Origin of the sequence: Cryobacterium zongtaii (assembly GCF_002909375.1) — a bacterium.
Taxonomy (GTDB): Bacteria; Actinomycetota; Actinomycetes; order Actinomycetales; family Microbacteriaceae; genus Cryobacterium; species Cryobacterium zongtaii.
Map to the genome: position 1 here is coordinate 466,316 of NZ_PPXD01000007.1, position 23,456 is coordinate 489,771.

General features: G+C 66.4%; 30 protein-coding genes. 3 read left to right on the forward strand and 27 right to left on the reverse strand.

Going from position 1 to position 23,456, the window contains the following annotated elements:
- Positions 1-195: 195 nt before the first annotated feature.
- The 11 genes from C3B61_RS06950 to C3B61_RS06995 form a co-directional block, all read right to left on the reverse strand.
- Positions 196-663 carry a phage terminase small subunit gene (locus C3B61_RS06950; RefSeq protein ID WP_208858777.1) on the reverse strand — a complete coding sequence of 156 codons (468 nt, stop codon included), beginning with the start codon at positions 661-663 and terminating at the stop codon, positions 196-198.
- 304 nt (positions 664-967) lie between these two features.
- A complete protein-coding gene (locus C3B61_RS06955; protein ID WP_103459974.1) occupies positions 968-1,810 on the reverse strand; it encodes a phage major capsid protein in 843 nt (280 codons plus the stop codon).
- Between the two features lie 163 nt (positions 1,811-1,973).
- Positions 1,974-2,561, reverse strand: coding sequence for a hypothetical protein (locus tag C3B61_RS06960; RefSeq protein WP_103459975.1), 588 nt, complete (start codon positions 2,559-2,561; stop codon positions 1,974-1,976).
- Entirely contained in the window at positions 2,558-2,716 is a 159-nt protein-coding gene (locus tag C3B61_RS19640; protein WP_165791127.1) for a hypothetical protein, read from the reverse strand. Before C3B61_RS19640 ends, C3B61_RS06960 begins: the two co-directional genes overlap by 4 nt.
- 65 nt (positions 2,717-2,781) lie before the next feature.
- Positions 2,782-4,134: a DUF3631 domain-containing protein gene (locus tag C3B61_RS06965; RefSeq protein WP_244285860.1), complete on the reverse strand. Its 1,353-nt coding sequence runs from the start codon at positions 4,132-4,134 to the stop codon at positions 2,782-2,784.
- The gene (locus tag C3B61_RS06970; protein WP_103459976.1) at positions 4,131-4,553 is read right to left on the reverse strand and encodes a hypothetical protein; all 423 of its coding nucleotides are present in this window, start codon (positions 4,551-4,553) and stop codon (positions 4,131-4,133) included. The genes C3B61_RS06965 and C3B61_RS06970 overlap by 4 nt, the downstream gene beginning before the upstream one ends.
- On the reverse strand, positions 4,553-4,819 hold the full coding sequence (locus tag C3B61_RS06975; RefSeq protein WP_103459977.1) for a hypothetical protein: 267 nt from the start codon (positions 4,817-4,819) through the stop codon (positions 4,553-4,555). The genes C3B61_RS06970 and C3B61_RS06975 overlap by 1 nt, the downstream gene beginning before the upstream one ends.
- Positions 4,819-5,064: a helix-turn-helix domain-containing protein gene (locus tag C3B61_RS06980; protein ID WP_103459978.1), complete on the reverse strand. Its 246-nt coding sequence runs from the start codon at positions 5,062-5,064 to the stop codon at positions 4,819-4,821. Before C3B61_RS06980 ends, C3B61_RS06975 begins: the two co-directional genes overlap by 1 nt.
- 296 nt (positions 5,065-5,360) lie before the next feature.
- The gene (locus C3B61_RS06985; protein ID WP_103459979.1) at positions 5,361-6,821 is read right to left on the reverse strand and encodes a YifB family Mg chelatase-like AAA ATPase; all 1,461 of its coding nucleotides are present in this window, start codon (positions 6,819-6,821) and stop codon (positions 5,361-5,363) included.
- A complete protein-coding gene (locus C3B61_RS06990) occupies positions 6,821-7,177 on the reverse strand; it encodes a YraN family protein (protein ID WP_103460047.1) in 357 nt (118 codons plus the stop codon). The genes C3B61_RS06985 and C3B61_RS06990 overlap by 1 nt, the downstream gene beginning before the upstream one ends.
- A gap of 140 nt (positions 7,178-7,317) precedes the next feature.
- A complete protein-coding gene (locus C3B61_RS06995; protein WP_088456467.1) occupies positions 7,318-7,842 on the reverse strand; it encodes a DUF1269 domain-containing protein in 525 nt (174 codons plus the stop codon).
- 117 nt (positions 7,843-7,959) lie between these two features.
- Between C3B61_RS06995 and C3B61_RS07000 the strand changes: the two genes are divergently transcribed.
- Complete coding sequence (locus C3B61_RS07000; RefSeq protein ID WP_103459980.1) at positions 7,960-8,403, forward strand: nitroreductase/quinone reductase family protein; 444 nt, start codon at positions 7,960-7,962, stop codon at positions 8,401-8,403.
- 20 nt (positions 8,404-8,423) lie between these two features.
- Here the strand turns inward: C3B61_RS07000 and C3B61_RS07005 are convergent, their stop codons facing one another.
- The 11 genes from C3B61_RS07005 to rpsP form a co-directional block, all read right to left on the reverse strand.
- The gene (locus C3B61_RS07005; RefSeq protein ID WP_103459981.1) at positions 8,424-9,584 is read right to left on the reverse strand and encodes a dipeptidase; all 1,161 of its coding nucleotides are present in this window, start codon (positions 9,582-9,584) and stop codon (positions 8,424-8,426) included.
- A gap of 37 nt (positions 9,585-9,621) precedes the next feature.
- Complete coding sequence (locus tag C3B61_RS07010) at positions 9,622-9,945, reverse strand: DUF2469 family protein (RefSeq protein ID WP_066596196.1); 324 nt, start codon at positions 9,943-9,945, stop codon at positions 9,622-9,624.
- A gap of 25 nt (positions 9,946-9,970) precedes the next feature.
- Positions 9,971-10,615 (reverse strand): ribonuclease HII, encoded by a 645-nt coding sequence (locus C3B61_RS07015; RefSeq protein ID WP_103460048.1) that lies wholly within the window; start codon positions 10,613-10,615, stop codon positions 9,971-9,973.
- A gap of 34 nt (positions 10,616-10,649) precedes the next feature.
- The gene (gene lepB, locus C3B61_RS07020) at positions 10,650-11,396 is read right to left on the reverse strand and encodes a signal peptidase I (RefSeq protein ID WP_088456469.1); all 747 of its coding nucleotides are present in this window, start codon (positions 11,394-11,396) and stop codon (positions 10,650-10,652) included.
- A 111-nt stretch (positions 11,397-11,507) separates the two neighbouring features.
- Entirely contained in the window at positions 11,508-11,852 is a 345-nt protein-coding gene (gene rplS / locus C3B61_RS07025; protein WP_088456470.1) for a 50S ribosomal protein L19, read from the reverse strand.
- A gap of 218 nt (positions 11,853-12,070) precedes the next feature.
- The gene (locus C3B61_RS07030) at positions 12,071-12,628 is read right to left on the reverse strand and encodes an MFS transporter (RefSeq protein WP_103459982.1); all 558 of its coding nucleotides are present in this window, start codon (positions 12,626-12,628) and stop codon (positions 12,071-12,073) included.
- Positions 12,629-12,638: 10 nt separating this feature from the next.
- A complete protein-coding gene (gene trmD, locus C3B61_RS07035) occupies positions 12,639-13,421 on the reverse strand; it encodes a tRNA (guanosine(37)-N1)-methyltransferase TrmD (RefSeq protein WP_103459983.1) in 783 nt (260 codons plus the stop codon).
- 10 nt (positions 13,422-13,431) lie between these two features.
- Positions 13,432-14,289 (reverse strand): formate/nitrite transporter family protein, encoded by an 858-nt coding sequence (locus C3B61_RS07040; protein ID WP_103459984.1) that lies wholly within the window; start codon positions 14,287-14,289, stop codon positions 13,432-13,434.
- Positions 14,290-14,383: 94 nt separating this feature from the next.
- On the reverse strand, positions 14,384-15,046 hold the full coding sequence (gene rimM / locus C3B61_RS07045; protein ID WP_088456474.1) for a ribosome maturation factor RimM: 663 nt from the start codon (positions 15,044-15,046) through the stop codon (positions 14,384-14,386).
- A gap of 21 nt (positions 15,047-15,067) precedes the next feature.
- Positions 15,068-15,304, reverse strand: a complete 237-nt coding sequence (locus C3B61_RS07050; protein WP_088456475.1) for an RNA-binding protein — start codon at positions 15,302-15,304, stop codon at positions 15,068-15,070.
- Positions 15,305-15,306: 2 nt separating this feature from the next.
- A complete protein-coding gene (rpsP, locus tag C3B61_RS07055) occupies positions 15,307-15,723 on the reverse strand; it encodes a 30S ribosomal protein S16 (protein WP_103432055.1) in 417 nt (138 codons plus the stop codon).
- A 312-nt stretch (positions 15,724-16,035) separates the two neighbouring features.
- Between rpsP and C3B61_RS07060 the strand changes: the two genes are divergently transcribed.
- Positions 16,036-17,199, forward strand: a complete 1,164-nt coding sequence (locus C3B61_RS07060; RefSeq protein WP_103459985.1) for a glutamate--cysteine ligase — start codon at positions 16,036-16,038, stop codon at positions 17,197-17,199.
- 72 nt (positions 17,200-17,271) lie between these two features.
- On the opposite strand, the gene C3B61_RS07065 is transcribed toward C3B61_RS07060, so the two are convergent.
- From C3B61_RS07065 to C3B61_RS07075, 3 genes are all read right to left on the reverse strand, one after another.
- On the reverse strand, positions 17,272-18,060 hold the full coding sequence (locus C3B61_RS07065; RefSeq protein ID WP_103459986.1) for an LLM class F420-dependent oxidoreductase: 789 nt from the start codon (positions 18,058-18,060) through the stop codon (positions 17,272-17,274).
- Between the two features lie 63 nt (positions 18,061-18,123).
- The gene (ffh, locus tag C3B61_RS07070) at positions 18,124-19,689 is read right to left on the reverse strand and encodes a signal recognition particle protein (protein WP_103459987.1); all 1,566 of its coding nucleotides are present in this window, start codon (positions 19,687-19,689) and stop codon (positions 18,124-18,126) included.
- Positions 19,690-19,701: 12 nt separating this feature from the next.
- Positions 19,702-20,310, reverse strand: coding sequence for a TetR family transcriptional regulator (locus tag C3B61_RS07075; protein WP_103459988.1), 609 nt, complete (start codon positions 20,308-20,310; stop codon positions 19,702-19,704).
- Positions 20,311-20,358: 48 nt separating this feature from the next.
- Between C3B61_RS07075 and C3B61_RS07080 the strand changes: the two genes are divergently transcribed.
- Positions 20,359-21,870 (forward strand): MFS transporter, encoded by a 1,512-nt coding sequence (locus C3B61_RS07080; protein ID WP_103459989.1) that lies wholly within the window; start codon positions 20,359-20,361, stop codon positions 21,868-21,870.
- A 73-nt stretch (positions 21,871-21,943) separates the two neighbouring features.
- Here the strand turns inward: C3B61_RS07080 and C3B61_RS07085 are convergent, their stop codons facing one another.
- Entirely contained in the window at positions 21,944-22,450 is a 507-nt protein-coding gene (locus C3B61_RS07085) for a DUF2004 domain-containing protein (protein WP_088456482.1), read from the reverse strand.
- Between the two features lie 10 nt (positions 22,451-22,460).
- A complete protein-coding gene (gene ftsY, locus C3B61_RS07090; RefSeq protein WP_103432061.1) occupies positions 22,461-23,336 on the reverse strand; it encodes a signal recognition particle-docking protein FtsY in 876 nt (291 codons plus the stop codon).
- Positions 23,337-23,456 lie beyond the last annotated feature (120 nt).

Genomic DNA, 23,456 nt, shown 5'->3' on the forward strand with positions numbered 1-23,456 from the left:
CTTGCGAACAGAGGTCGCAGGTCCAACGTCATGGTGGCAGAGATAATGCGAGCCCGGGCGCGAAACGGGTCGGGAGCCACCCGCCTCAACTGTTTTACCCCTTGAACTGGGGTTCCCACACAGAGGATGAGGTCCAAGGCGAGTGCTTCGGGGTGTTCCGCGCGGCACGTTCTGCGTGGTCGGTTTCGAGTGCATTCATGGGGGAACCGGGTCAACGCGCCAGCGCGAGTGTCGATCAGCGTTGCGAGACGAAGTGTTCGCCGTGCCGACCACGGCGATGTCGTTCGAGATGTCAATCTCGAATCGGAGCCGGGACCGATCCTCCGGGGTGGCCCCGAATTTCGCCACGCGGAGGCGAAGCTCCGCGCCGAATTCCCACCGGCCGCGGGTCCAGAACTCGTGGTGCATGCGGGCGGTGTCAAGTAGAAACTGCCAGTCGACGTCGGTGACCATACGGCACCCCTGCGGTGATGCTCGCCACGACTGCCACCACGCGACAGTTTGCGGGTGCCACTGCACCGGCCCACCGACGTCGTTGACGCCGAGGGCACCGTCGGGCAGTGCGAACCCGCCGAGCCTGCCGTCCGAGGCGACAACGGCTCGCACAGCGTTGCGGCTTGCCTTCTGAGCACGACCACTCGGTGCGCGTCCTCGTCCTGCCATGTCGTGTATCCAATCGTTGGAAATGCCGGGGTCCTGGTTACTGTCACCGGGGTGTGGAAAACCCTCAGAATGGGCCGCACAGCGAGGTGCAGAACGCGAAGCGGCCGACTCCCGAGGGTGGGGGGAGGGTGGAGGTACCCCCTGGTGGTGGTGCCGGGGTGCCGGGCCGCCCGGTGGAGGGTAGGAGTCCTCGTCGGGCGGCTCGGCGGTGGAGGTGCTGGCGGGGTTACCGTGGCCCCGGCAAGTGGCGGCGGTAGGCGTCAGCAGCGGGCACACCCTGGCCCGCCCTCCGGTCTGTGTGGACTTATGCGGCGGCCTTGATTTTGATGACGGCCTCGGGCTGTACGAATCCGAATCCAACGCGCATGATGCCTCGGATGGCGGTCTGGTCCTTGGTAAAGAACACTGACTTGTCGATGTCGAGGGACACGTCGTCGCGGAGGACAGCGAACACTCGGTCCGAGGGGATGCCCCATGCGGTGCCCGGTAAGACGTAGGGGCTGACGTGGAGCGGGACACCGAGGACGTTGCGCTCGATGCCGTTGGTGGCACCCACACCGAATAGGGGCAGGTTGGAGCCGGTGCCGGTGGTCAGCTTCGCCAGCGCCCGGGCTGTAGTCGGGTCGGTGACGAACGCGGACAGTGTTACTCCGAGTGCTTCGGCGGCGGCGAGGGCGTCGATGTAGGCGGCGATGCCGGCGGACGGGTCGGCGTCGATGTTTTCCACGGTTGTACCGAGGTATTCGAGGCCGCCGGGCTGAACGTTGGTGTTGGCCGGGGCGGTGCCGAAGAATGCCTGGTCGACGCGACGGGCGATGTCGCGGGCGAGGCCGTCGCCGATGACCCCGGCGGCTTCGGGGCTGGTGTCGTTGGCGAGTTCGTTGCTGATGATGCTGAGACCCGCGACCTTTTTCGGGATCACGGGGACCTCGTCGGCGGTGGCTTCGCTGACAGTGATTTCAGCGTTTTCGGCAATCCACGCGGCGGACGGATCGGTGGTGATGCGAGGGAAACGGAAGGTGCCGCCCCCGGTGTGGACGACGGTGGTGAGGCGAAGGGCGAGGGATTCACGTTCGACGGGCTGAACAATCAGCGGCCCGGCTTCGCTGATGCCCAAGTAGGACTTAAGGGTGGACGAATTGGCCATGGGAAGGCTCCAGAGGGTGGCAGTGGAATGAACACACACACACGCGGCGCTTGCCTTCGCGTTTGCCCTCTGGGCTTCTGCTGGCGGTCTGGTGAGCTACAAGCTCAAACCAGTCCGGGCACTCACTATTGTACCAATGTTTGTAGTGAGTGCCCGGGGGTTGTTATGGATTGGAGTTCAGGGCTCCCTTCCAGGTCGTGCCGGTGTCAGGGGTCCGGTGGTGCCCGAGGGGACTCCACCGCTGCCTTTCAAGGGCTTCCCTGACGGGGTCGGTCGGCGGGACGTCCGGGACGCCGCGCATGCTGGCCCGGGCGAGATAGGCACGCCCGGCGATACCGGCGTCGATGGCGTCGGCCACGGCGTTCCGGTCGAGGGTGCCGTCGCCCGTATACAAGTCGTCAACGTTCACCCCGATCACTTCCCACAGGTCGGCCGGGCGGTGCAGGATCACGCCACCGGCCGCACCGTCACCCCGGAGGTCGGTGTCTGCATGGAGCAGTGCCTCAACGTGCTCCCGGCGGGACGCTGCGAGCTGTGACCTGAGAGTGTCCCGTTCGGTTTCGACCTCGCGGAGCTGGTGTCGTCGATTTGCGGCCTCGGCGGCCGGGTCGCGTCGCCGGTTGCCCTGGTCGGCGTCGGTGTCGCTGGCGGGCACCTCAGGGCCTCCCGGGAGGGGTGCGACGTCAACGCGCGGCGTCGGCTTGGTGAGGGCCAGCTCGGGCTGAATTGGTTCGGGGGCGGTGGTGGTCATGGTGTTGTCTCCTCGTTGGTGTTGTTGTTGGTGTTGGTCTTGGTCGGGTGTGGCATGAGTCCCGCGCTGCTGAGCCGGGCGACCAGATCGTTGTAGCGGGCCTCATGTTGTCGCGCGTGGCGCTTCCAGTACGCGGCGCGCTGTGCGTCGGTCATCCTGGCGAGTGGTGTCCGCAGTGGGTATCCGTATGGCCACGGCGGGCGAGGCTTCGCGGCGTCGGTCACAGGATCGACTGCCCCTGGTTACCGGGGTTACCCGAGTTACCCGTTTTCTGGGTAGTGGGCGGGGACTGACGGTCTGCATCCATGTCGAGAATCACAGGTGCGCTGGCAGGGGTCGCCACGTCTTCGCCCTGCGCTGGCGGGTCCTGGTCAGTGGTCGGAGCAGAACCGGCGAGATCAGGGAGGTAACGATCCCACGCGTCAGCGAAATGACCGCGCGTGTATCCCTTGACCGATAGGCCGTTGATCTTGACCGTCTTGGAAGTAGGAATCTCGTACTTATCCAGGGTGCGGGTTAGGAATCTCGGGTCGATCGGATCACCGTTCACGCTTGCCCACGGAGAGGATTCCAACCCGTGCAGCAAGTGCAGGAGCTCGATACTTCCAATGCGGTCACGGCCGTCCATAACTGCTCGGATGTCCGCTAGAAGCTTGATTCCAAGGGTGGCGGGTTTGCGCTGCGACTCTTCGACCATGAGCACGGCGGCCTGCCTGGCGGTCACGGGCCAGTGACCACCAGCGGCATCCGCCACGGCGAGCATCGGTTCCCAGATGTCCGCGTCGCGGTCCTGAATCCCTTCTGGAAGGTCACGCCACGCATCGGCGATGTCAGGGCGCACCCGGTCAGCAAATTCGGCCAACTGTCCATATAAGGTCAGCGCCTCAGGCTGGTTCACCCTGCGGCGAAATGGGGCAACCCGCTGATCGTTGCGACGGCGCTTCATGTTCACCACGATGGAACGGGTCATCAATGTGTCAGGCAATCGATTCAGCCCGGCAAGGGCAACGGCGCAGAAAGACGGCCATTCCTCGGTCACAATCTCCCGACCCCGAACCGCGGCCCGCCCCGCGGTCGCACCACGCCGGTAACCGGAGTTGAGCAAACCGCGGAGGTCTTCGTTTCCGTCGCTCTTGGCACCGCTGAACACCGCGTCGATCTCATCCATGAGCAAGGTCGGGAGCCCGGCTTCGTCGCTGATCTTGCGGAACACGTATGCAACGGTTGAGTTAACCGAGAGCACGGGGCGCGGCACGAGGGCTTCGGTGAGTTCCATGCACCGGCTCTTCCCGCTGCCGGGCTCAGGCGACAGGAAGGCGAGTCGTGGAGAGTTCTCGAAGACGTCCACAAGGTGGGCGTGCGCGACCCACAGGGTGTGCGCCGTCGAGGCTTGTGGCGACGGGTACGCGATGAATCTGTTCAGGAAGGCCTGCACATCGTCAAGCACGAGGGCAGAGTCCGCGCCCGCCTTGCCCCGAAAGTCGGTAACTTCGGTAACTTCGGTAACCGTGTAGTCCGCCGTCGGCAATCCACGACCAAGCCCAACGAAATTGGGCAACCCCGCGGCGGTCACTTGTCGCCCCTGTAGAACGCGGCGCGGCTCGCCTGACGGTCAGCGTAGGAGGGACCGATCTTGACCGGTGGGTGGGGGTTGAAAGCTGCTCTGTAGTATCGATCCCGGTCCGCCACAATCTGGGCCAACTCGATCTCGCCCGAGGCCACACCGGCGGTGAACCCGGCCTCGTAACCGTCGTCATAACTGAGCGTGCAGAAACCCATGAGGGCGGGCGTGAGGTCCTGCAGGCCAATCTCCCCAAGACGCAAACGCCACAGAGAGGCATTGAGGGCCTTCTCGACCGTCGCCCCGATCTTGGAGACAGGACGACCAGCGGGAATCGGACCTTCTGCGGATACGATGGATTTGTTCAGCTCGCCAGCTTGAACCGCGACCGTCTCGGCATTCACACCGGGGCGGTCTTCTGCTTCTGCCACTACTCCGAGCGCCCATCTTCCGGGCGGACCCGAATCGGGACACGACTGGGCGAACGGTCGCGGAGATACGGTCGGAACAGCGCGGCCAGGAGGCTGCGCTGCTCGCCGCTGAACGGGGGTGCCTCGCGAACCAGCCGCGCGATGTATGCCTCCAGGTCGGCAGCCTGGTCCAGCTGGCGGGAGGTCTTGAGTTCGGCGCGAGCAGACTTGAGTTCCGGGTCGTCGGCGGCCCGGGTGCGGGACAGAAATGCGACTCGAGTTGACATTATTCGTCGCTCCCGTCGTTAGGGCGAACCCGAACGGGGATACGTGCCTTGCTGGTCTTGACTTCCGAGAATGGGCGTCCGGCACCCTCGAGGCTGGCGATGTTTACGCGGATCAAGCGGGGGCCGAAGCGTCGGGCCGAGATGGTGCCGTCGGCGACGCGGCGGCGAATGGTCTTCGTACTGACACCGAGCGAGTCGGCAGCTTCACGTACGGTGCATTCAGAAGGGGGTAACGGTGTTGCCACGGGAAGTTCTCCTAGAACGAAGAAACCGAACTACGACCGACCTATCGGAGGTCAGTTCGCGCTCGGTATCTCTGTCAGTAGCCATACATTCAGGTCCCTGGCGGCCCTGAATAAGGTTTTCCCGTAAATCCGGGAACCCGTGGCGGCTTCTCCGGACTAGCTGTTCAATTTTGGTGTGGTGACAACGTAACCCACGGGTGGACACAATTTCCACCTAATCCACAATGTCATTGCAGGGTTGCAACCTCGGATGCTCGTGTGGTCGGGGCTGCACCCATGGGCTGCTCAAACCTCTGCTAAATAGACGACTTGCGCACCCGGAGTATCCGGTCGTAGCCGCGCATGGTGATCCCACCCCTCTCAAGGGCCCGGTCGAGCATCGCCGTGACCGGGGCGCCCAACCGTCTCTCGGAACTGCGCAGCCAGGGCCCTGACACCTGCGAGTTCACCGTCCAGGGCGTTCCGGCCAGCCGCTCCGCCGCCTTTTCCCGCGCGGCCAGAACGCGGCTGCGGGCCACGGCGCTGGACAACCGGCCGCCGTCGGCCGAGATGCGCAATTGCGCTGCGGTCACCCGGGTCACGGTGAGCTGGATGTCGATGCGGTCCAACAGCGGGCCGGAGATGCGGGCGAGATAACGGCGCCGCGCGTTCGGCGGACAGCTGCACTCCTGATCGCCGGCGCCGTATTGGCCGCACGGGCACGGGTTCGCGGCCAGCACCAGCTGGAATCTGGCGGGAAAATGGGCGATGGCGTTCGCCCGGTGGATGCTGATCCGACCGGATTCCAGGGGCTGTCTGAGGGCGTCGAGCACCGCACCGGAGAACTCAGGTGCCTCATCCAGGAAGAGCACCCCGTGGGACGCCCGCGCCGCCGCACCCGGCCGGATCTGCCCGCTGCCGCCGCCGACCATCGCGGCCGCCGTGATGGTGTGGTGTGGCGACTCCAACGGGGGCCTGGTGATCAACGAACGCCCCACCGGACGGCCGCTCAGCGACCGCAGCGAGCTCACCTCCAGAGACGCGGCCGGGCCCAGGTCGGGCAGCAGCCCCGGCAGACGGGCCGCGAGCATGGTCTTGCCCGCGCCTGGCGGCCCGAGCATGAAGAGATGGTGACCGCCGGCCGCAGCCACCTGCAGGGCCAGGATGGCCTCGTCGTTGCCGACGACGTCGAGCAGGTCGAGGCTCTCGTCGGCCGGGTCGTCCTCAACGGGAGCACGCAGCACCTCCACCTCCTGGGGTTCCAACCTGGCGCCGTGCCAGATCAGCGCGTCACGGAGCGACGACACCCCCACCACCCGGATCCCCGGCACCAGGGCCGCCTCCTCGGCGTTGCCGGCCGGGACCATCACCGTGCGGTGCCCGAGCCGCGCAGCGGCGATCACCGCCGGCAGCATGCCGGGCGTCGGCCGCAAGCGCCCGTCCAGGGCGAGCTCGCCGATGTGCACCACAGCGCCCACCGACGCGGCCGGCACCACCCCGTCCGCAGCCAGACAGGCCACCGCGATGGCGAGGTCGAAGCCGGAGCCGTGCTTGCGCAGGGCGGCGGGCGAGAGGTTCACGGTGAGCCGGTGACCGTTCAGCGCACAGCCGGAGTTCTTGGCCGCGGCACGCACCCGTTCGGCGGCCTCGGCCAGGGCCGCGTCCGGCAGCCCGATCAGCCGCATCCCCGGCAACTGGCTGGAGATGTCGGCCTCGACCTCGACGAGCGACCCGGCGAGGCCGATGAGTGCGACGGAGTTGGTGCGGGCCAGGCCCATCAGGCCACGCCCTCGAGGTGTTCGACACTCGGTGCGTGGCCCGGGCGAGCGATCACCGCGATGGCGTCGATGCGGATGTGTCGCGCCCTCGGCTCGAATTGTGCGCACCAGGCCCCGGCCAGCCGGCGCAGTCTGGCCAGCTTGGCCACCGTGATGGCCTCGAACGGATGCCCGTATCCGGTCCCTGAGCGGGTTTTCACCTCGACGAACACGATGTCGCCGTCCTTGGCGACGATCAGGTCGATCTCTCCCTGCCCGCACCGCCAATTGCGCTCCACCACCGTGTACCCCGCCCGCGCCAGGTACTCCGCGGCGCAGTCTTCGCCGCGCCGGCCCAAATCGTCTTTGCGTGCCACGAGCACCTCCGCGACCAGCATGCGAGGACCGGTCTCGGACGCGACACGGCGGTGTCGAGCCTGTGCACACACAGCGCAGCCCGCCCCCTGTGGAGGAGCGGGCTCTCGGTGTTCGGCTGATCCGGATTGAACCGACCGGACTAAACGGTGTCGGAGCGCCCCTCGGCCTGCATTTCCCTGGAGGCCTGCGCGAGCTCTTTGTCGAGCTCCTTCGCGTCGACCTTCAGCTCCTTCTGGAGGTGCTTCTGCGCCACGAGGCCCGCCTTGCGGAATTCCTCGTCGAGCCGGTCCTTGCCCACGACGATGAGCGCGGCCTCGCCGGAATCGAGCAGCTCGCCGAGTTCCTTGATGTCACCACGGTCCAGGCTCCGCCAGAAGTGCCCGACAACGCTGCCGGCTGCTCCGCCGACGATGGCGCTGCCGATGATCGCCGGAGGGAACAACAGTCCGACAACAGCGCCGGCGGCCACGCCGGTCCAGCCGGCATGTTTGCTGGTCTTGCGGTGAACCTGCACCGAGCCATCGGCCTCCTTGGTGGCGACGGCGGCGTCGTAGGTTCCGATCACCTTGGTGGAGTGCAGTTCACGCACAACCTCAAGGTCGGACTCGGCCGTTGCCGCGTTGGGGTACACACCGAGATAGAGGAAGACGGATTCGTCGGACATGGAAACTCCTTGTTTCACGTGGGATTTCGGAATGGGTCGCTGTCGCAGGGGACGCTACCCAGCCCCCGTCCGGGTGTCAACCGCGCAGGGCAGCCGGCGCGACCGTAGGCTGATGCCATGATCTCCGACCGCCTGACCGACCTGTCGATGCGAGCCATGAACGCCGTACACCGCACGCTGCTGGTGCTCTCCCGAGGCCGGCTGGGCTGGAAAATCGGGCCGATGCCCGTCGTGGAACTGCACACACTCGGACGGAAGACTGGCGAGCGACGCTCCACGATGCTCACCGCCCCGATCCACGAGCGGGACCGGGTGGTGCTGATCGCGTCGAAGGGCGGCGACGACCGCAACCCGTTCTGGTACCTCAACCTGGTCGCCCACCCCGAGGTGGAACTCACCGAGAACGGGGTCACCCGTCCGATGCGGGCCCGCACGGCCACCGCGACGGAGAAGGCGGCGCTGTGGCCGGCGATCGTGCGCGCCTATTCGGGCTACGCCGGTTACCAGCAGAAGACCCGTCGGGACATTCCCGTCGTCATCTGCGAGCCGCGCACCCCCTGAGTCGGGATCCGGGCGCAGGGTCAGCGGGTCAGCCGGGTGAGCTCCACGTCGTGTCCGGCGAAGGCGGCATCCGTCGCCCGCAGAACCCGCAACACGTTGGCGCCGGCCAGGGCGGCCAGCTCGGCAGCGGTCCAGCCTCGCCGGGCGAGCTCGAGCAGCAGCGCCGGGTAACCGTCGACGCCCTCGAGGCCCTCGGGGAACTCGTCGGTGCCGTCGAAGTCCCCGCCTAGCCCGATGTGGCGGATGCCGGCGACGTCGCGCGCGTGCTCGACGTGATCGGCTACCTGCGCCACGGTCACCCGGGGTGCGGGCGTGCTCCGGTCGCCGCCGAACCAGCCGGCATACTCCGCCGAGACGAACTGCGGCACAAAGGTGACCATCAGCACGCCGCCGTTGTCGGCCAGGCGCCCGAGCACATCGTCAGGCACGTTGCGTGGATCGGCCGTGACGGCGGAGCAGGAGCTGTGGCTGAAGATCACCGGGGCGCTCGTGACGTCGAGGGCCGCGTGCGCCGTCGCCGGGGAGACGTGCGAGAGGTCAACGAGCATGCCCAACCGGTTGAGTTCCCGGATGTACTCGACACCGCGCGGGCTCAGGCCGTTGTGCACCGGTTCATCGGTGCCGGAGTCGGCCCAACTCGTGTTGTGCACGTGAGTGAGGGTGAGGTAGCGCACGCCGAGCCTGGCCAGCATCCGCAGCACGGCGGGAGAATCGTTGAGCGAGTGGGCACCCTCGGCGCCCAGCAGCGAGGCGATCCGGCCGCTGGCACGAGCGGCCTCCACATCGGCCGCACTCGTGGCGATCACGAAGGTCTGCGGATACCGGGCGGCGAGTCTGTACACCCAGTCCACCTGCTCCAGGGTGCCCTGCACGGCGTCGGCTCCGTCGAGGGTGTCTTCCACGTACACCGACCAGAATTGACCGCCCACCCGGCCGGCTCGGAGCCGGTCGATATCGGTGTCAGTGGCCAGGGCGCCGTCGAGACCCTCGACGGAGTAATCCCGGTTCTCGCGACACTCCCAAGCCCAGTCGTTGTGCCCGTCGATGAGCGGAGCCAGGTCCAGGGCCGCGCCCACCGTGGTCAGGGCGTCAGCGCGGGACGCGTCAGCACTGGACGGGGCGCTGCTGGACGGGGCGGTGCCAAACGGGACCGCGCTAGACGAGTCGGTGCGAGCTGTCATCCGCACACGCTAGCAGCCGCACGGCGGGCCGGCGCGGCTACTCGTCGAGCGCGAGTTCCTTGGGAAGTTCGAACTCCTTCGACGCCAGTTCCTCCACGTTGACATCCTTGAACGTCAGCACTCGCACCGACTTCACAAAACGGTCGGAGCGGTAGACATCCCAGACCCAGACATCCTTCATCGTCAGTTCGAAGTAGAAGTCGTGTTCGGTGTCGCGGCGCACGAGTTCAACCTCGTTGGCGAGGTAGAAGCGGCGCTCGGTCTCGACGACGTACTGGAACTGCCCCACAACGTCTCGATACTCGCGGTATAGGGCCAACTCGACCTCGCGGTCGTAGTCCTCGAACTCATCTTCTTCCATGGTGAGTCAATCTTACGCGCAGTTCTCAAGCCGGAATCTTGAGCCAGCTGAGCCGGTGCTGTTCGCTGGCCCCCAACGCACCGATGGCGGTCATGTGTTGGGCGCTGCCGTAGCCCTTGTTGCCCGTCCAGCCGTAGCCGGGGGTGGCGAGGTCGGCCGCGATCATCAACCGGTCCCGGTGCACCTTCGCGATCACGGATGCCGCGGACACCGACGCACAGTCCTGGTCGGCCTTGATACGGGTCACGACGGACAGCGGGGTGCTGAGGGCCTTGTTGAGCCAGTCGTCGTTGCCGTCCAGCAGCACGACTCCGCCGACGATGTCCACGCCGTCGGCGTGCAGCTGGGCAAGCGCTCGCTTGCCGGCCAGGCCGAGGGCGGCGACGATGCCGACGCTGTCCACCTCCTGCGGCGACGCCAACCCCACGGCGCTGTGGCGCACCCACGCCGCGGCCAGCGGTGCCAGCCGCTCCCGGCGGGGCTCGCTCAGGAGTTTGGAGTCGCGCAAGCCCACCGGGAAGGCACCGACGTCGGCCGTCACGACCGCGAGGCCCACGGCGACGGGGCCAGCGAGGGCACCGCGGCCGACCTCGTCGCAGCCGATCACACAGCTGGCGCCGGCAGCGAGCATCGCCAGCTCCACGTCGAGGGTCGGCTCGACGACAGCCATCATGACTGGAGGGGCTTCGTGGGCTGGGGAACGGTCACTTGTCGGCCTCCTCGACCCCGCGGAACACCTCGGGGTAATCGTCCAACCAGCTCCACCGTTCGAGCGGCCAGCTGATCACGAGGGCGCGGCCGACAACGTTGTCCATTGGCACGAACCCCTTGCCCGGAGCGTTGGGGTGGTAGCGGGAGTCGAGGGAGTCGTAGCGGTTGTCGCCCATGACCCACAGCGAATTCTCTGGAACGACGACGTCGAACGCGTCCTTGGACACGCTCGTCTCACCCGCCGGCAGCTGCGCGTACGGTTCGCTGAGCGGTATGTCGTTCACACTCATCTGGCCCAGCGTGTTGCAGCAGACAACGTGGTCTCCGGGCAAACCGATGATCCGTTTGATCAGGTGGTCGTTACTGTCCGGTGCGGACAGTCCGACCACCGACATCGTCCAGTCGAGCGCCGCGACGATCGGATTCTGTTCGAGGGGCGGCTGCGCCGGCAACCATCCGCCCGGATCGCGGAAGACGACGACGTCACCGCGGGAGACGGGCACCAGGGCGGGTTCGAGCTGGTTGACGATGATGCGATCGTCGACCAGCAGGGTGCTTTCCATCGACCCCGACGGGATGTAGAACGAGCGCACGAGAAACGTCTTGATCAGGAACGAGATGAGCAGTGCCACCACGAAGATGATGAGAAGGTCGCGAATGAATATCGCAACGCCGCGCCTTTTGCGCGGCGAATCTGGTTCCAGGCGATGCGATCGCGAGGGCAGAGTGTTGTCTGTCATTTAACCGCCTGAGCTCCTCGCCCAGTTTAGCGGGGAGGAGCTCAGGGGGAAATCCAGCGGCTGCGAATACGCTCAGGCTTAGACCTGGCGAATCGCGATAGGCGCTGTTATTTAGTCGCGCTTTTCCTTGATCTTGGCCTTCTTGCCACGGAGACCGCGCAGGTAGTACAGCTTCGCGCGACGCACGTCACCGCGGACGACGACCTCAATGTGGTCGATCACCGGGGAGTGCACCGGGAAGGTACGCTCGACGCCGACCTGGAAGCTGACCTTACGGACGCAGAACGTCTCGCGGACGCCTTCGCCGGAACGGCCGATAACGACGCCCTGGTAGACCTGGACACGCGAGCGCGCGCCTTCAACGATGTTGACGTGTACCTTGACGGTGTCGCCGGCCCGGAACTCCGGGATGTCTGAACGCAGCGATGCTGCGTCCACCTGGTCGAGAATATGCATGTTATTCGCTCTCTGTACCCGCCACAGGTCGAGGACGTTTCAGTGGCGCCCCGCCCCCTCACCGAAGGTGAGTTGGTGGCGACCAATTGAGTGTGTGCGTGCCGATATGAATGCAGCTCCCCTGTGGCAGAGACATGCCGCGGCACAAACGCTAATTCTGCCACTAAACCAGCCGCTCGCCAAACCGTCGGCCGACGGCACCTTTTGCGGGCCGGTCGTTACGGGTCGGTCGGCTTCTCCCGGATGATGATCACCGACGGGTCGGCGGGCGTCCTGGGCGCCGGGTCCTGCCGGACCCTGTCCGCACGAACGCCGGACCGGTCGGTCATCGGCGGGAACTGGTTCGGCCCGGCCGGGACGGTACCGAACCTGGCGGTCTCGTCGATGTAGACCATGGCTTCGCGCACCCGGGTGCGAGCGGCGTCGAAGAGTTCCCAGAGCGCGAACCAGAAGGCGCCGAGACCGACCAGGACCACCAGCACGGACAGCCACGGCGCCGTCACCGAGAACACGCCCATCAGCACGATCAGTACGTGCCAGAGGGCCAGCACCCCGACATCCGCCCAGGACACCGCCTTGGCCGCACGCACCTCCTTGCGGGCCAGGAAGAGCAGGCTCACGACGAGGAGGCCGAAACCGATGGCGATGGCACCGAAGGTGGCGCCGAGAACCTCCCAGGCCGAGGATCCGAAAATTGACGCGGCGACCATCAGCCAGAGCGGAAGCGCGCCGACGGCTACGAACTGCCAGTAGTAGAAGACCCTGCGGAGAATCACAGTCCCCAGATTACCCGCGGGGTGCCCGCCGAGCCTTGGAGTTCGCTGGAGGCTGAAGGGCGGCATCCGCGTCGTCGGCGGGCAGGAGGTCGGGGCGCACCAACCGGGTGCGCTCGATCTGCTGCTGCCGACGCCACGCCGCGATGGCGCCGTGGTTGCCGCTGAGCAGCACCGGCGGCACCTCCAGGCCACGCCAGCTGGCGGGCTTGGTGTAGCTGGGGTACTCCAGCAGGCCGTCCTCGTGCGATTCCTCGACCAGGCTTTCCGGGTTGCCCACCACGCCGGGGATGAGCCGGCCGATGGCCTCGATCATGGCCATCACGGCCACCTCTCCCCCGTTGAGCACGTAGTCGCCCAGGCTCACCAGGCGCACCCGGCCTCGGCCGGCGAAGTGGTCGACCACGCGCTGGTCGATGCCCTCGTAGCGGCCGCAGCCGAAGACCAGGTGCGGCTCGTGGGCGAGTTCGCGGGCCATCGCCTGGGTGAACTGTTCTCCGGCGGGCGAGGGGAAGATCAGCACCGGGCCGGCGCCGCCCTCCGGCGCGCCGGCATCCGCGTCCTCGATCGCCGGCAGGATGCTGTCCAGCGCTTCACCCCAGGGTTCGGGCTTCATCACCATGCCGGCGCCGCCGCCGTAGGGGGTGTCGTCGACGGTGTTGTGCCTGTCGTGGGTGAAATCGCGCAGGTTGTGCACGGCGAGGTCGATCAGGCCGGCCTGGCGGGCGCGGCCGAGAAGGGAGATGTCCAGCACACCGAAGAACTCCGGAAAAATACTGATGATGTCGATGCGCATAGGGGCAAGTCTACGAGTGGGTGACGGTGAGCTCCGGCGCGCTCGCGCCATCGTCGTCGGCCTCGAGGGCCGCCGCGCGGTTGACCTTGGTGCGGTGAGAGAAGTACAGCGGCAGGGCGGTGAAGAGCACGGCGCCCAGGAAGTTGCCGATCAGGACCGGGCCGGTGTTCCAGCCCCACCAGTCGCCGAAGCTGATGTCGGCGCCGAGCAGCATGCCCGCCGGGATGACGAACATGTTCACGACGGCGTGCTCGAGGCCGAGGCCGAAGAAGGTGAGCACAGGCAGCCACATGCCCAGGATCTTGCCGGAGGCCGAGGTGGATGTGTAGAACATGATGGTGCCCAGCGCCACCATCCAGTTGCACAGCATGGCCTTGATGATGGCGACCAGGACGCCGCCGGCACCGATCGTCGCGTACGGCAGCACCTTGTGCTCGGCCATGTTGATGATCGCTTGGATCATCGGGTCGGTGGTGTCCGTCCCGAGGTAGGTGATGACACCCACGTACAGGACGGCGTAGAGACCGGCGCCGAAGATATGCGCCGGGATGACGACGGCGAAGTTCTTCAGGCCCTTGGCGATGGTGGTGCGGCCCTCGAGGATCGCCAGCGGGATGATCGCAAAGCTGCCGGTGACCAGTTCGAGGCCGAGCATCAGGATCACAACGAACCCGACGGGGAACACGAGGGCGCCGACGATCGGCAGCCCGGTCTGGGCCGCCGCGGTCAGTGCCAGGGTCGTGGCCGCGCCGAGGATCGCTCCGGAGAGCGTGCCGCGCACGAACATCTGACGTGCGGTGAGTTTGGTCTTGACAACTCCGGAATGAACGAGCTGATCGATCAGGTGATCCGGTTTAACGTAGGACATGCGACGGTACTCCACTTCAACGGCCGCGATGTCAACGAACGTGAAGGAGGTGTGGCGCGGCGCGCCTCTTCCCGTGAACTGGATCAGGGCGCGTCTATGCGTCCTGACCGTCAGGAGTCGGCGTCGCTGCCGGTTCATCTGAGTCGGGTTCCGCATCCGCTGCCGGCGCCGCGTCTCCGGGCGTCGAGTCGTCGGTGTCGGGTTCCTCAGGCAGCTCTTCGAGCAGTCCGGGGGGCGGAGTGATCGTGATGACGCCGGCCTTGACGTCGACCGAGGGAACGATCGCCTTGACGAACGGGATCATCACCTCGCCGTTGGCGGTCTTCACGATCAGGAGATCTTGGGCCGGCAGGTGCTCGAGGCGCGTCAGCGTGCCGATCTGCACCCCGTCGCGCACGACGGCGAGTCCCACCAGCTGGTGGTCGTACCAGGCGTCTTCTTCGTCGGTCTGCTCGGCCGAGTCCTGGTCGATCCAAAGGATCGCCTTGGCCAGGGCCTCGGCGGCTTCGCGGTCCGGGACCCCCTTGAAGAACCCGACGGGGTGCTGGTTGTACCAGCGCAGCTCGACGAGTTCGATGGTCTTGCCGTGCCAGGGTGAGCTGGTCGGCACCTGGAGCGTGAACACGGCGCCCGGGACGAAACGTCGTCCCGGGTCGTCCGTGAACAGCTCCAGCTTGATGGCGCCCTTGAGGCCATGGGCCTTGGTGAGGCGCCCCACCCGCAGTTGGGTGGCCGGGGTCGTGCTGTCGTCGCTCATGAGGGGCTAGTCACTACCCGCTCAGTTGTCGGTATCGACAACGTCGACCCGCACGCGCTTGCCATCGGCCAGAGCGGCCACGAGAGTGCGCAGCGCCTTGGCGGTGCGACCGGCGCGGCCGATCACCCGGCCGAGGTCCTCGGGGTTCACACGAACCTCGAGCACCTCGCCACGGGGTGAGTTCTGGGCTACAACGTGCACGTCGTCCGGGTGATCAACGATTCCCTTGACGAGGTGCTCAAGCGCGGGAGCGAGCAAAATTACGCCTTGTCCTCTTCGGTTGCCTCGGCGGCAACGTCGTCGGTCGGGGCCTTGGCCGCGGGCTTGTCAGCCTTGGGCTTCAGAACCGGCTTCTTCTTCTCGTCGGCGACGAAGGGAGCCTTCGGCTCCTTCATCTTGACGGTGGAGACGGCGTTCTTGTCGCCCTTGAAGATGCCCCAGTCGCCGGTCAGCTTGAGGAGTGCCGCAACCTGCTCGGTCGGCTGGGCGCCGACGGAGAGCCAGTACTGGGCACGCTCGGACTTGACCTCGATGACCGAAGGCTCCTGCGTGGGGTGGTAGATGCCGATCTCTTCGATGACGCGGCCGTCGCGCTTGGTGCGCGAGTCGGCGACAACGATGCGGTAGTACGGTGCACGGATCTTGCCCATGCGCTTCAGACGGATTTTGACAGCCACAATTCTCCTGTGATTTAGATGTTTGGCGAACTGACAGCCGTGAGCGTGGGGGCACACTCGGCACAAGCTCAATAAGGTTCGTGTTACGCCGGATTAGAGGGTCGGGCATAACGGAACTCGACTAATCATTGTGTCAGACATCGAGCACTTTGTGATAATCGTGCGCCGAGTTACTTCGGGTAATCCGGCCGACACCGTGACCCCGTGTAGCGCGGCGAACCGCGCCGGCACCGTTTAGCTGTCAGGATTGTGCCACATCGCCCCGCATCGGGGCCTCGAAGCACGAAGGGCACCACCGTGGGTATCGAAAGAGTGGGAATCGAATTCGCTCGCTCCGAGCGGTCGACGGTGGGGATCGAGTGGGAACTCGCCCTGGTCGACCGCGCGACCGGAGACCTCGTGTCGATCGCCGACGAGGTACTCGACGCTCTCAGGGGGCCGGACGGCTCCCCACACCCGCACATCACCGGAGAGCTCCTCCTGAACACCGTTGAGCTCGTTTCCGGGGTGCACCACACGGTGGCCGGCGCTGTCGGCGACGTCGCCGGGCAGGTCGCCGAGGTACGTGCCATCACCGACCCTCTGGGCGTCGACCCGATCTGTTCGGGTTCACATCCGTTCGGGCAATGGTTCGACCAGCAGGTCACCGATAAGAAGCGGTACCACAAGCTCATCGACCGCACCCAGTGGTGGGGTCGCAACATGATGATCTGGGGCATCCACGTGCACGTGGGCATCGAGGACCGCGACAAGGTCATCCCGATCCTCAACGGCCTGCTGAGCTTCGTGCCGCACCTGCAGGCGCTGAGCGCGTCCAGCCCGTTTTGGGCCGGGGTCAACACGGGCTACGCCTCCAACCGCGCCCAGATGTTCCAGCAGCTTCCGACGGCCGGCCTGCCTTGGCGCCTCGAGGACTGGCCCGCGTGGGAGGAGTACGTCAACGACCTCACGGTGACCGGAATCATCGAGGACGCCTCCGAAGTGCGCTGGGACATCCGCCCGTCGCCGCGCTGGGGCACCATCGAGGTGCGCGCCTGCGACGGAGTATCGACGGTTGAAGAGCTCGGGGCGATCGCCGCGTTCATTCAGTGTGTGGTCGAGTGGATGTCGACGGAGATCGACGAGGGCCGGCCGGTGCCCACCATGCAGCCCTGGTTCGTGCGTGAGAACAAGTGGCGGGCGGCCCGGTACGGGCTGGCGGCCGAGATCATCGTGAACTCCACCGGCACCGAGCGGATGGTCACCGACGAGGTGCGCCGCCTCGTCGAGGTACTCTCCCCCACCGCCGAGCGCCTCGGCTGCCTGACCGAGTTGCTGCAGTTGAACCTGATCCTCGACCACGGTGCCAGCTATCAGCGTCAGCTGGCCGTGGCGGCCACACACAACGGTGACCTCCCCGCCGTGGTCGCCGCCCTCAGCCGCGAGCTCCGCGAGGGTCTGCTCCCGCCGGCACCACCTTCGCGAACCGTGAGTTGAGCACCTAGACCTCGCGCATAGAAAGTTGTCACTTCTGACCCGACGAGGACAGGCCACCTCACCGGGACTACATCAGGCGTTTTTGCTGTCGCGCCAGGCGAGCCAGTCCTCCACGGGCGCGAGATCGTAGGCGGGACCGGAGATTCCGAGGGTGAACAGGGTGGTGCCGAGTCCATAGAGTTCGTCGGCTTCCTCGGTGGTTTTGCCGCGCAGTTCGGTGGAGATTTCAATCTCACTGATGTCACGCCCGACGGTGTCGCACCAGGTGCCCAGGACGCCGAGTTTGTGGGTGAGGACCTCTGGGGTGGAGAACGAGTGCCAGATGTCGGCGTGCTGCGCCACAATACGCAGCGTCTTCTTCTCACCGGCACCGCCGATGAGTACCGGGATGTCGCGAACCGGCGCCGGGTTGAGCTTGTCCCAGCGCGCCTCGATGCGAGGCAGGTCTGCGGCGAGGGCGTCCAGGCGGGTGCCGACGGTGCCGAAGTCGTAGCCGTACTCGTCATAGTCGCGTTCGAACCAGCCCGAGCCGGTGCCGAAGATGAAGCGGCCGCCGCTGATGTGGTCGATGGTGCGGGCCATGTCCGCCTGCAGGTCGGCGTTGCGGTAGCTGTTGCAGTTGACCAGTGCGCCCATCTCGATGACGCTGGTCTGTTCGGCCCAGGCGGCAAGCAGGGTCCAGGACTCGAAGTGCAGCCCCTCCGGGTCGCCGGAGAGCGGGAAGAAATGATCCCAGTTGAAGGCGACGTCAACGCCGAGGGCTTCGACCGCCGCAACGGTGTTCCGGATCGACGTGTAGTCGGCGTGCTGCGGGGCGATCTGCACGCCGAGGCGCACGGGGCGGGGCTGGGGAGAGGTCATTGCAAAATCCTAATCCCCGGCCACGCCCATTTCGGCGACGCCGGCATTCGACATCCGGGCGCTTTAGCGGCCGAGCATCTTCTGCAGTGCCGCCATCTCCTCGGCCGACGGTCCGCCGGCCTTGGCTCCGCCGCCCAGACCGAAACCTGAGCCGCCGGCGGCGGGAGCGCCGCCGACCTTTTCACCGGAGGCGATGGCCGCATTCTCCGCGGCACGCTTGGCCGGGTTGCCCGACTTCGAGCCCTTCTTTTTCTGCTGCACCTGGGGACGCTTGCCGCCCATACCGCCGGGGATCGGACCCATGCCGGGGATGTTGGGCATGCCGCCCTTGGCCACGGTCTTCATCATCTTGGCGGCCTGTTCGAACCGCTGCACGAGCTGGTTCACCTCGGTGACGGTCGACCCGGAACCGCGCGCGATGCGGAGGCGCCGTGAACCGTTCAGGAGCTTGGGTGTGACCCGCTCGGCCTTGGTCATCGACTGGATGATCGCTTCGGTGCGCACGATCTCGCGCTCGTCGAAGTTGTCCAGCTGCTGCTTCATGGCGCCGGCGCCGGGCAGCATGCCCATCATCTTCTTGATCGAGCCCATGTTGCGCAGCTGCTGCATCTGGCCGAGGAAGTCGTCGAGGGTGAAGGTGTCGGTGGAGAACTTCTCCGCGATCTTGCGCGCTTCGTCCTCGTCGAACGCACCCTGAGCCTGCTCGATCAGTGTGAGGATGTCACCGAGGTCGAGGATCCGGCTGGCCATGCGGTCGGGGTGGAACGGTTCGAAGTCTTCCAGGCCCTCTCCCGTGGATGCGAACATGATCGGTCGGCCGGTGATCGACGCCACCGACAGTGCCGCACCACCGCGGGCGTCGCCGTCGAGCTTGGACAGCACGACACCGGTGAAGTCGACGCCGTCCTGGAATGCACGGGCCGTCGCCACGGCGTCCTGACCGATCATGGCGTCGATGACGAAGAGCACCTCGTCGGGGTCGATGGCCTTGCGGATGTCCGCGGCCTGCTTCATCATCTCGGCGTCGACGCCGAGACGTCCTGCGGTGTCGACGATGACCACGTCGTGCAGCTTCTGCTGAGCGAACTTGACGCCGTCGCGGGCCACCTTGACCGGGTTGCCGACGCCGTTGCCGGGCTCGGGGGCGTACACGGGCACACCCGCCTGCGCGCCGACGACCTCGAGCTGGGTGACGGCGTTGGGGCGCTGCAGGTCGGCGGCGACCAGGATCGGTGTGTGGCCGTCCTTTGCCAGCCACTTGGCGAGCTTGCCGGCCAGGGTGGTCTTACCCGCACCCTGGAGACCGGCGAGCATGATGATGGTCGGCGGCTTCTTCGCGAATTCCAGGCGGCGCTGCTGGCCACCGAGAATCTGGATGAGCTCCTCGTTGACGATCTGCACGACCTGCTGGGCCGGATTCAGCGCCTTGCTGACCTCGTCGCCGAGGGCGCGTTCGCGCACCTTGCCGGTGAAGTCCTTGACCACTTCAAGCGCCACGTCGGCGTCGAGAAGGGCGCGCCGGATCTCGCGGACGGTGCCGTCGACATCCGCGGCGCTGAGCTTGCCCTTGGTGCGGAGATTTTTAAACGTCTCGGCGAGGCGATCTGAGAGGTTTCCAAAAGTAGCCATTGTGGTCTTAGTTTAACCGATCAATCGTTCGACGGCGCGCACCGCACTGGCCCGACGGGCGGCGACGGTGGCGGGGTCCGGCGCCCGGTCGGCGGCCAGGGCGGCGGCAGGCTCGTGGATCCAGCACGAGACGATCCCGAACACGAGGGCGTTGAGGTGGTCGGGGTCCCAGGATGCGTCGACGCTTCCGCTCGCCTGCAGTGCGATGACCGCGCGGACCCGCTCGGCGTGGAAATCCTCGATGAGGGCCAGCGGCGGGTTGATCAGGTCCTGGCCCTCCAGATTGGCCCAGTCGATCATCCGCAGGTATTCCGGATGCGCGACCGAGTGGTCGTAGAGTGCGCCCGCGAACTCGGGCAGGGACTCCCCTGCGCCCTGCTCCACCGCGCTCGCAAACTCGATCAGGTTCAGTTCCAGGACCGCGCTGAAGAGGTCCGCCTTGTGCCGGTAGTAGGCGTAGAGGCGCTCCTTACTGGCCGAGGCGTTGCGGGCGATTCGGTCGATGCGGGCACCGGCGAGCCCGTAGGCGGCGAATTCCACCCTCGCGGCCTCGAGGATGCGCTGACGTGTGGGCGCTGGCTCCTTCGGCGGCAGCCCGGACGGTGAATCGACTCTTTTCATGCCATCAGTGTAACAAAACGAACTAGTTCGTTTGGTATAGTTCTCGGCATGTCACAATCGAGCGCGACCGGCGTTTCCCCGGTTTCCACCCCTCCATCGCCCGACTCCTCTACCGAAGCCCACGCTCACCACCCCCGCCGGTGGTGGCTGCTGGCCATCGTGGCCCTCGCCCAGCTGACCGTCGTGCTCGACGGCACCATCGTCAACATCGCCCTCCCTCACGCCCAGAGCGACCTCGGCATGAGCGACGGCGACCGCACCTGGGTCGTCACCCTCTATGCCCTGGTCTTCGGCGCGCTGCTGCTCCTCGGCGGCCGCATCGCCGACTACTGGGGCCGCAAGCGCTCCTTCATCGTGGGCATGGCCGGCTTCGCGGTCGCCTCCACGCTCGGCGGCATGGCGCAGAGCACCTGGGAACTCCTGGCAGCCCGCGGCCTGCAGGGCCTGTTCGCCGCGCTACTGGCCCCGGCCTCGCTGGCCCTGCTCACGGTCAATTTCCCCGGTGGCAAGGACCGCATCAAGGCCTTCTCGGTCTACGGTGCGATCGCCGGCGGTGGCGCCGCGGTGGGCCTGGTGCTCGGCGGGGTGCTCACCGAGTACGCCAGCTGGCGCTGGTGCCTGCTTGTGAACGTGCCGATCGCGATCATCGCCATCGCCGCGGCCATCCCGATCATCCGGGAGAGCAAGGCCCACGGCAACACCCGATACGACGTGCCCGGCGCGATTCTGGTTGCTCTCGGACTCGGTTCGCTGGTCTTCGGATTCGCCCAGGCCGAGAACGGCTGGTCGGCCTGGCAGGTCCTCGTCTTCATCCCGCTGGGCGTCGTGCTCCTGGGCCTCTTCGTGCTCGTCGAGAGCCGGTCCAACCACCCGCTGCTGCCGCTGCGGATCCTGGCCGACAAGGTGCGCGGAGGCGCGTTCATCACCGGCACGCTCACCGGCGCCGCGCTGCTGGGCGGCCTGCTCTTCCTCACCTTCCACCTGCAGATCGTGCTGGGCTTCTCGCCGCTGGAATCCGGACTGGCCTCCCTGCCGATGACCGCGACGATCATGGTCGGCGCCACTGTGCTGTCCAAGTTCCTGCCCCGCATCGGCGTTCGCGTGCCGATGACCGTGGGACCTGTCATCGTGGCCGCCGGGCTGTTCTATCTCTCCCGCATCACCGTCGACGGCAGCTATCTCGTTGAGGTGCTGCCCGGCCTCATTCTGATGGGTGCGGGCCTGGCGATGATCTTTGTGCCACTGCAAAACGTGGCACTGGCCGGCATCGACGCCCACGACGCCGGCGCCGCCAGCGCCGCGGTCACCGCCGTGCAGCAGATCGGCGGATCGATCGGCTCCGCGGTCTTCACAGTGCTCTACACGTCGGCCATTGCGGCCTCGCTGGCCGGCGGCGACGGCACCCCCGTCGCCCAGCTGGAGGCCTTCGTCGACGGCTATCAGGCCGCCTTCTTCTGGGCCGCCGTGGGCGTGTTGGTGGCCGCCCCCGTCGCGTTCTTCATGGTGCGCCCGAAGCCGGAGGACCTGCTCGGCACCGAGTCGGCCATGCACCTGGGCTGAATCGCCACGCTCCGCACACATCAAAGGCCCCCGGATCGCTCCGGGGGCCTTTGGTATGTGACGAGGCCGAATATCAGCTGTCGGCGGCGATCACGATGGTGTCGCCGTGTACGTCCAGGGTCACAACGAGCAGGGCATCGGTCTCGTGCGGGCTGATCGAGTAGTCGAGCACCGCGAAATGCTGGTCGTTGCCGACGTGATGCGGGTGGAACCCGATGCGCTGCAACTGGAGAGAGCGCAGGTAATCGATCTGCTTGTCCCCGGAGTCCCAGATCAGGGCGTCCTCGAGCACCTCGGCGTCGAGCTCCTCGAACTGCGCGACGATGAACTGGCTGGTGACCGAGACCTCGGCGCTCAGGTCGGCGACGAGTGATTCGCGAGCCTGCGAATCGAGGTCTTCCAAGGCGTTGATCATGGCCGCGACGATATCGAGGGCCTCAACCGACACCGAGTCTTCGTCGGGTGAGCTCACGTCGATTTCGACGTTCTGGTCACCCAGCTCAGCGGTATCGGACCAGTACACCTCGCCGCTGTCGTCGTCGCTGCCGAGGATTCCGAAAAAGTCATGTTCGATGGTCATGAGGGGCGTCCTATCCGACGAGTTTTTGTGCGAAAACGTGCGGGGTGAAACCGGTGAGGTCGTTGATTCCCTCACCCTGCCCGACGAGTTTGATGGGGATTCCTGTTTTTTCCTGAACGGCCAGGACAAAACCGCCCTTGGCCGACCCGTCGAGCTTGGTCAGCACGAGGCCGGTCACCCCGGCGTGCTCGATGAATGCCTCCGCCTGCGCGAGACCGTTCTGGCCGGTCGTGGCATCCAGCACCAGGAGCACCTCGGAGATCGGGGTCTGCTTCTCGATGACCCGACGGATCTTGGTGAGCTCATCCATCAGCCCGCCCTTGGTCTGCAACCGGCCGGCGGTGTCGATGATCACGATCTCGGTACCCGTGCTGACGGCACGTTCGACGGTCTGAAAGGCAACGGATGCCGGGTCCTGGCCCTGGGCCTGCGGTTTCACGATGTCCGCGCCGGCCCGTTCCGCCCAGGTGGCGAGCTGCTCCACCGCGGCGGCACGGAAAGTGTCGGCGGCCCCGATCAGGACGCTGCGGTCGTGGACGCGCAGGAACTTGGCGAATTTTCCGATAGTGGTGGTCTTCCCCACCCCGTTGACACCGACCACGAGCACCACGGCAGGCCGGGCGCTGAGGTTCAGCGTGGGATCGAGCTTCGCCAGGCGCTCCTCGATGCCCTCGCGGAGCATCCGGTGCAGGTCCTTGGGGTCCGTGGTGTTGTACCGCGACACCTTGGCGCGCAGCTCTGCCACGATCGCATCGGTGATGTCGGGGCCGAAATCGGCCTGGATCAACGAGTCCTCGAGGTCATCCCAGGTATCGGCGTCGATGGTTTTCTTCGCGAACACTCCGCGCAATGCGCCGGAGAGGGACCACGGGGTGCGTTCTGCCATGCCCCTAGCCTATGGCTCGGCTGCCGACCCCGCCGTCGACGCCGGGCACCAGTGCCCACCGCGACACCATATTCACTCGGGGCGTCGGCCGCGTCTTCGTGACGCCCCGCTACGGAGCGT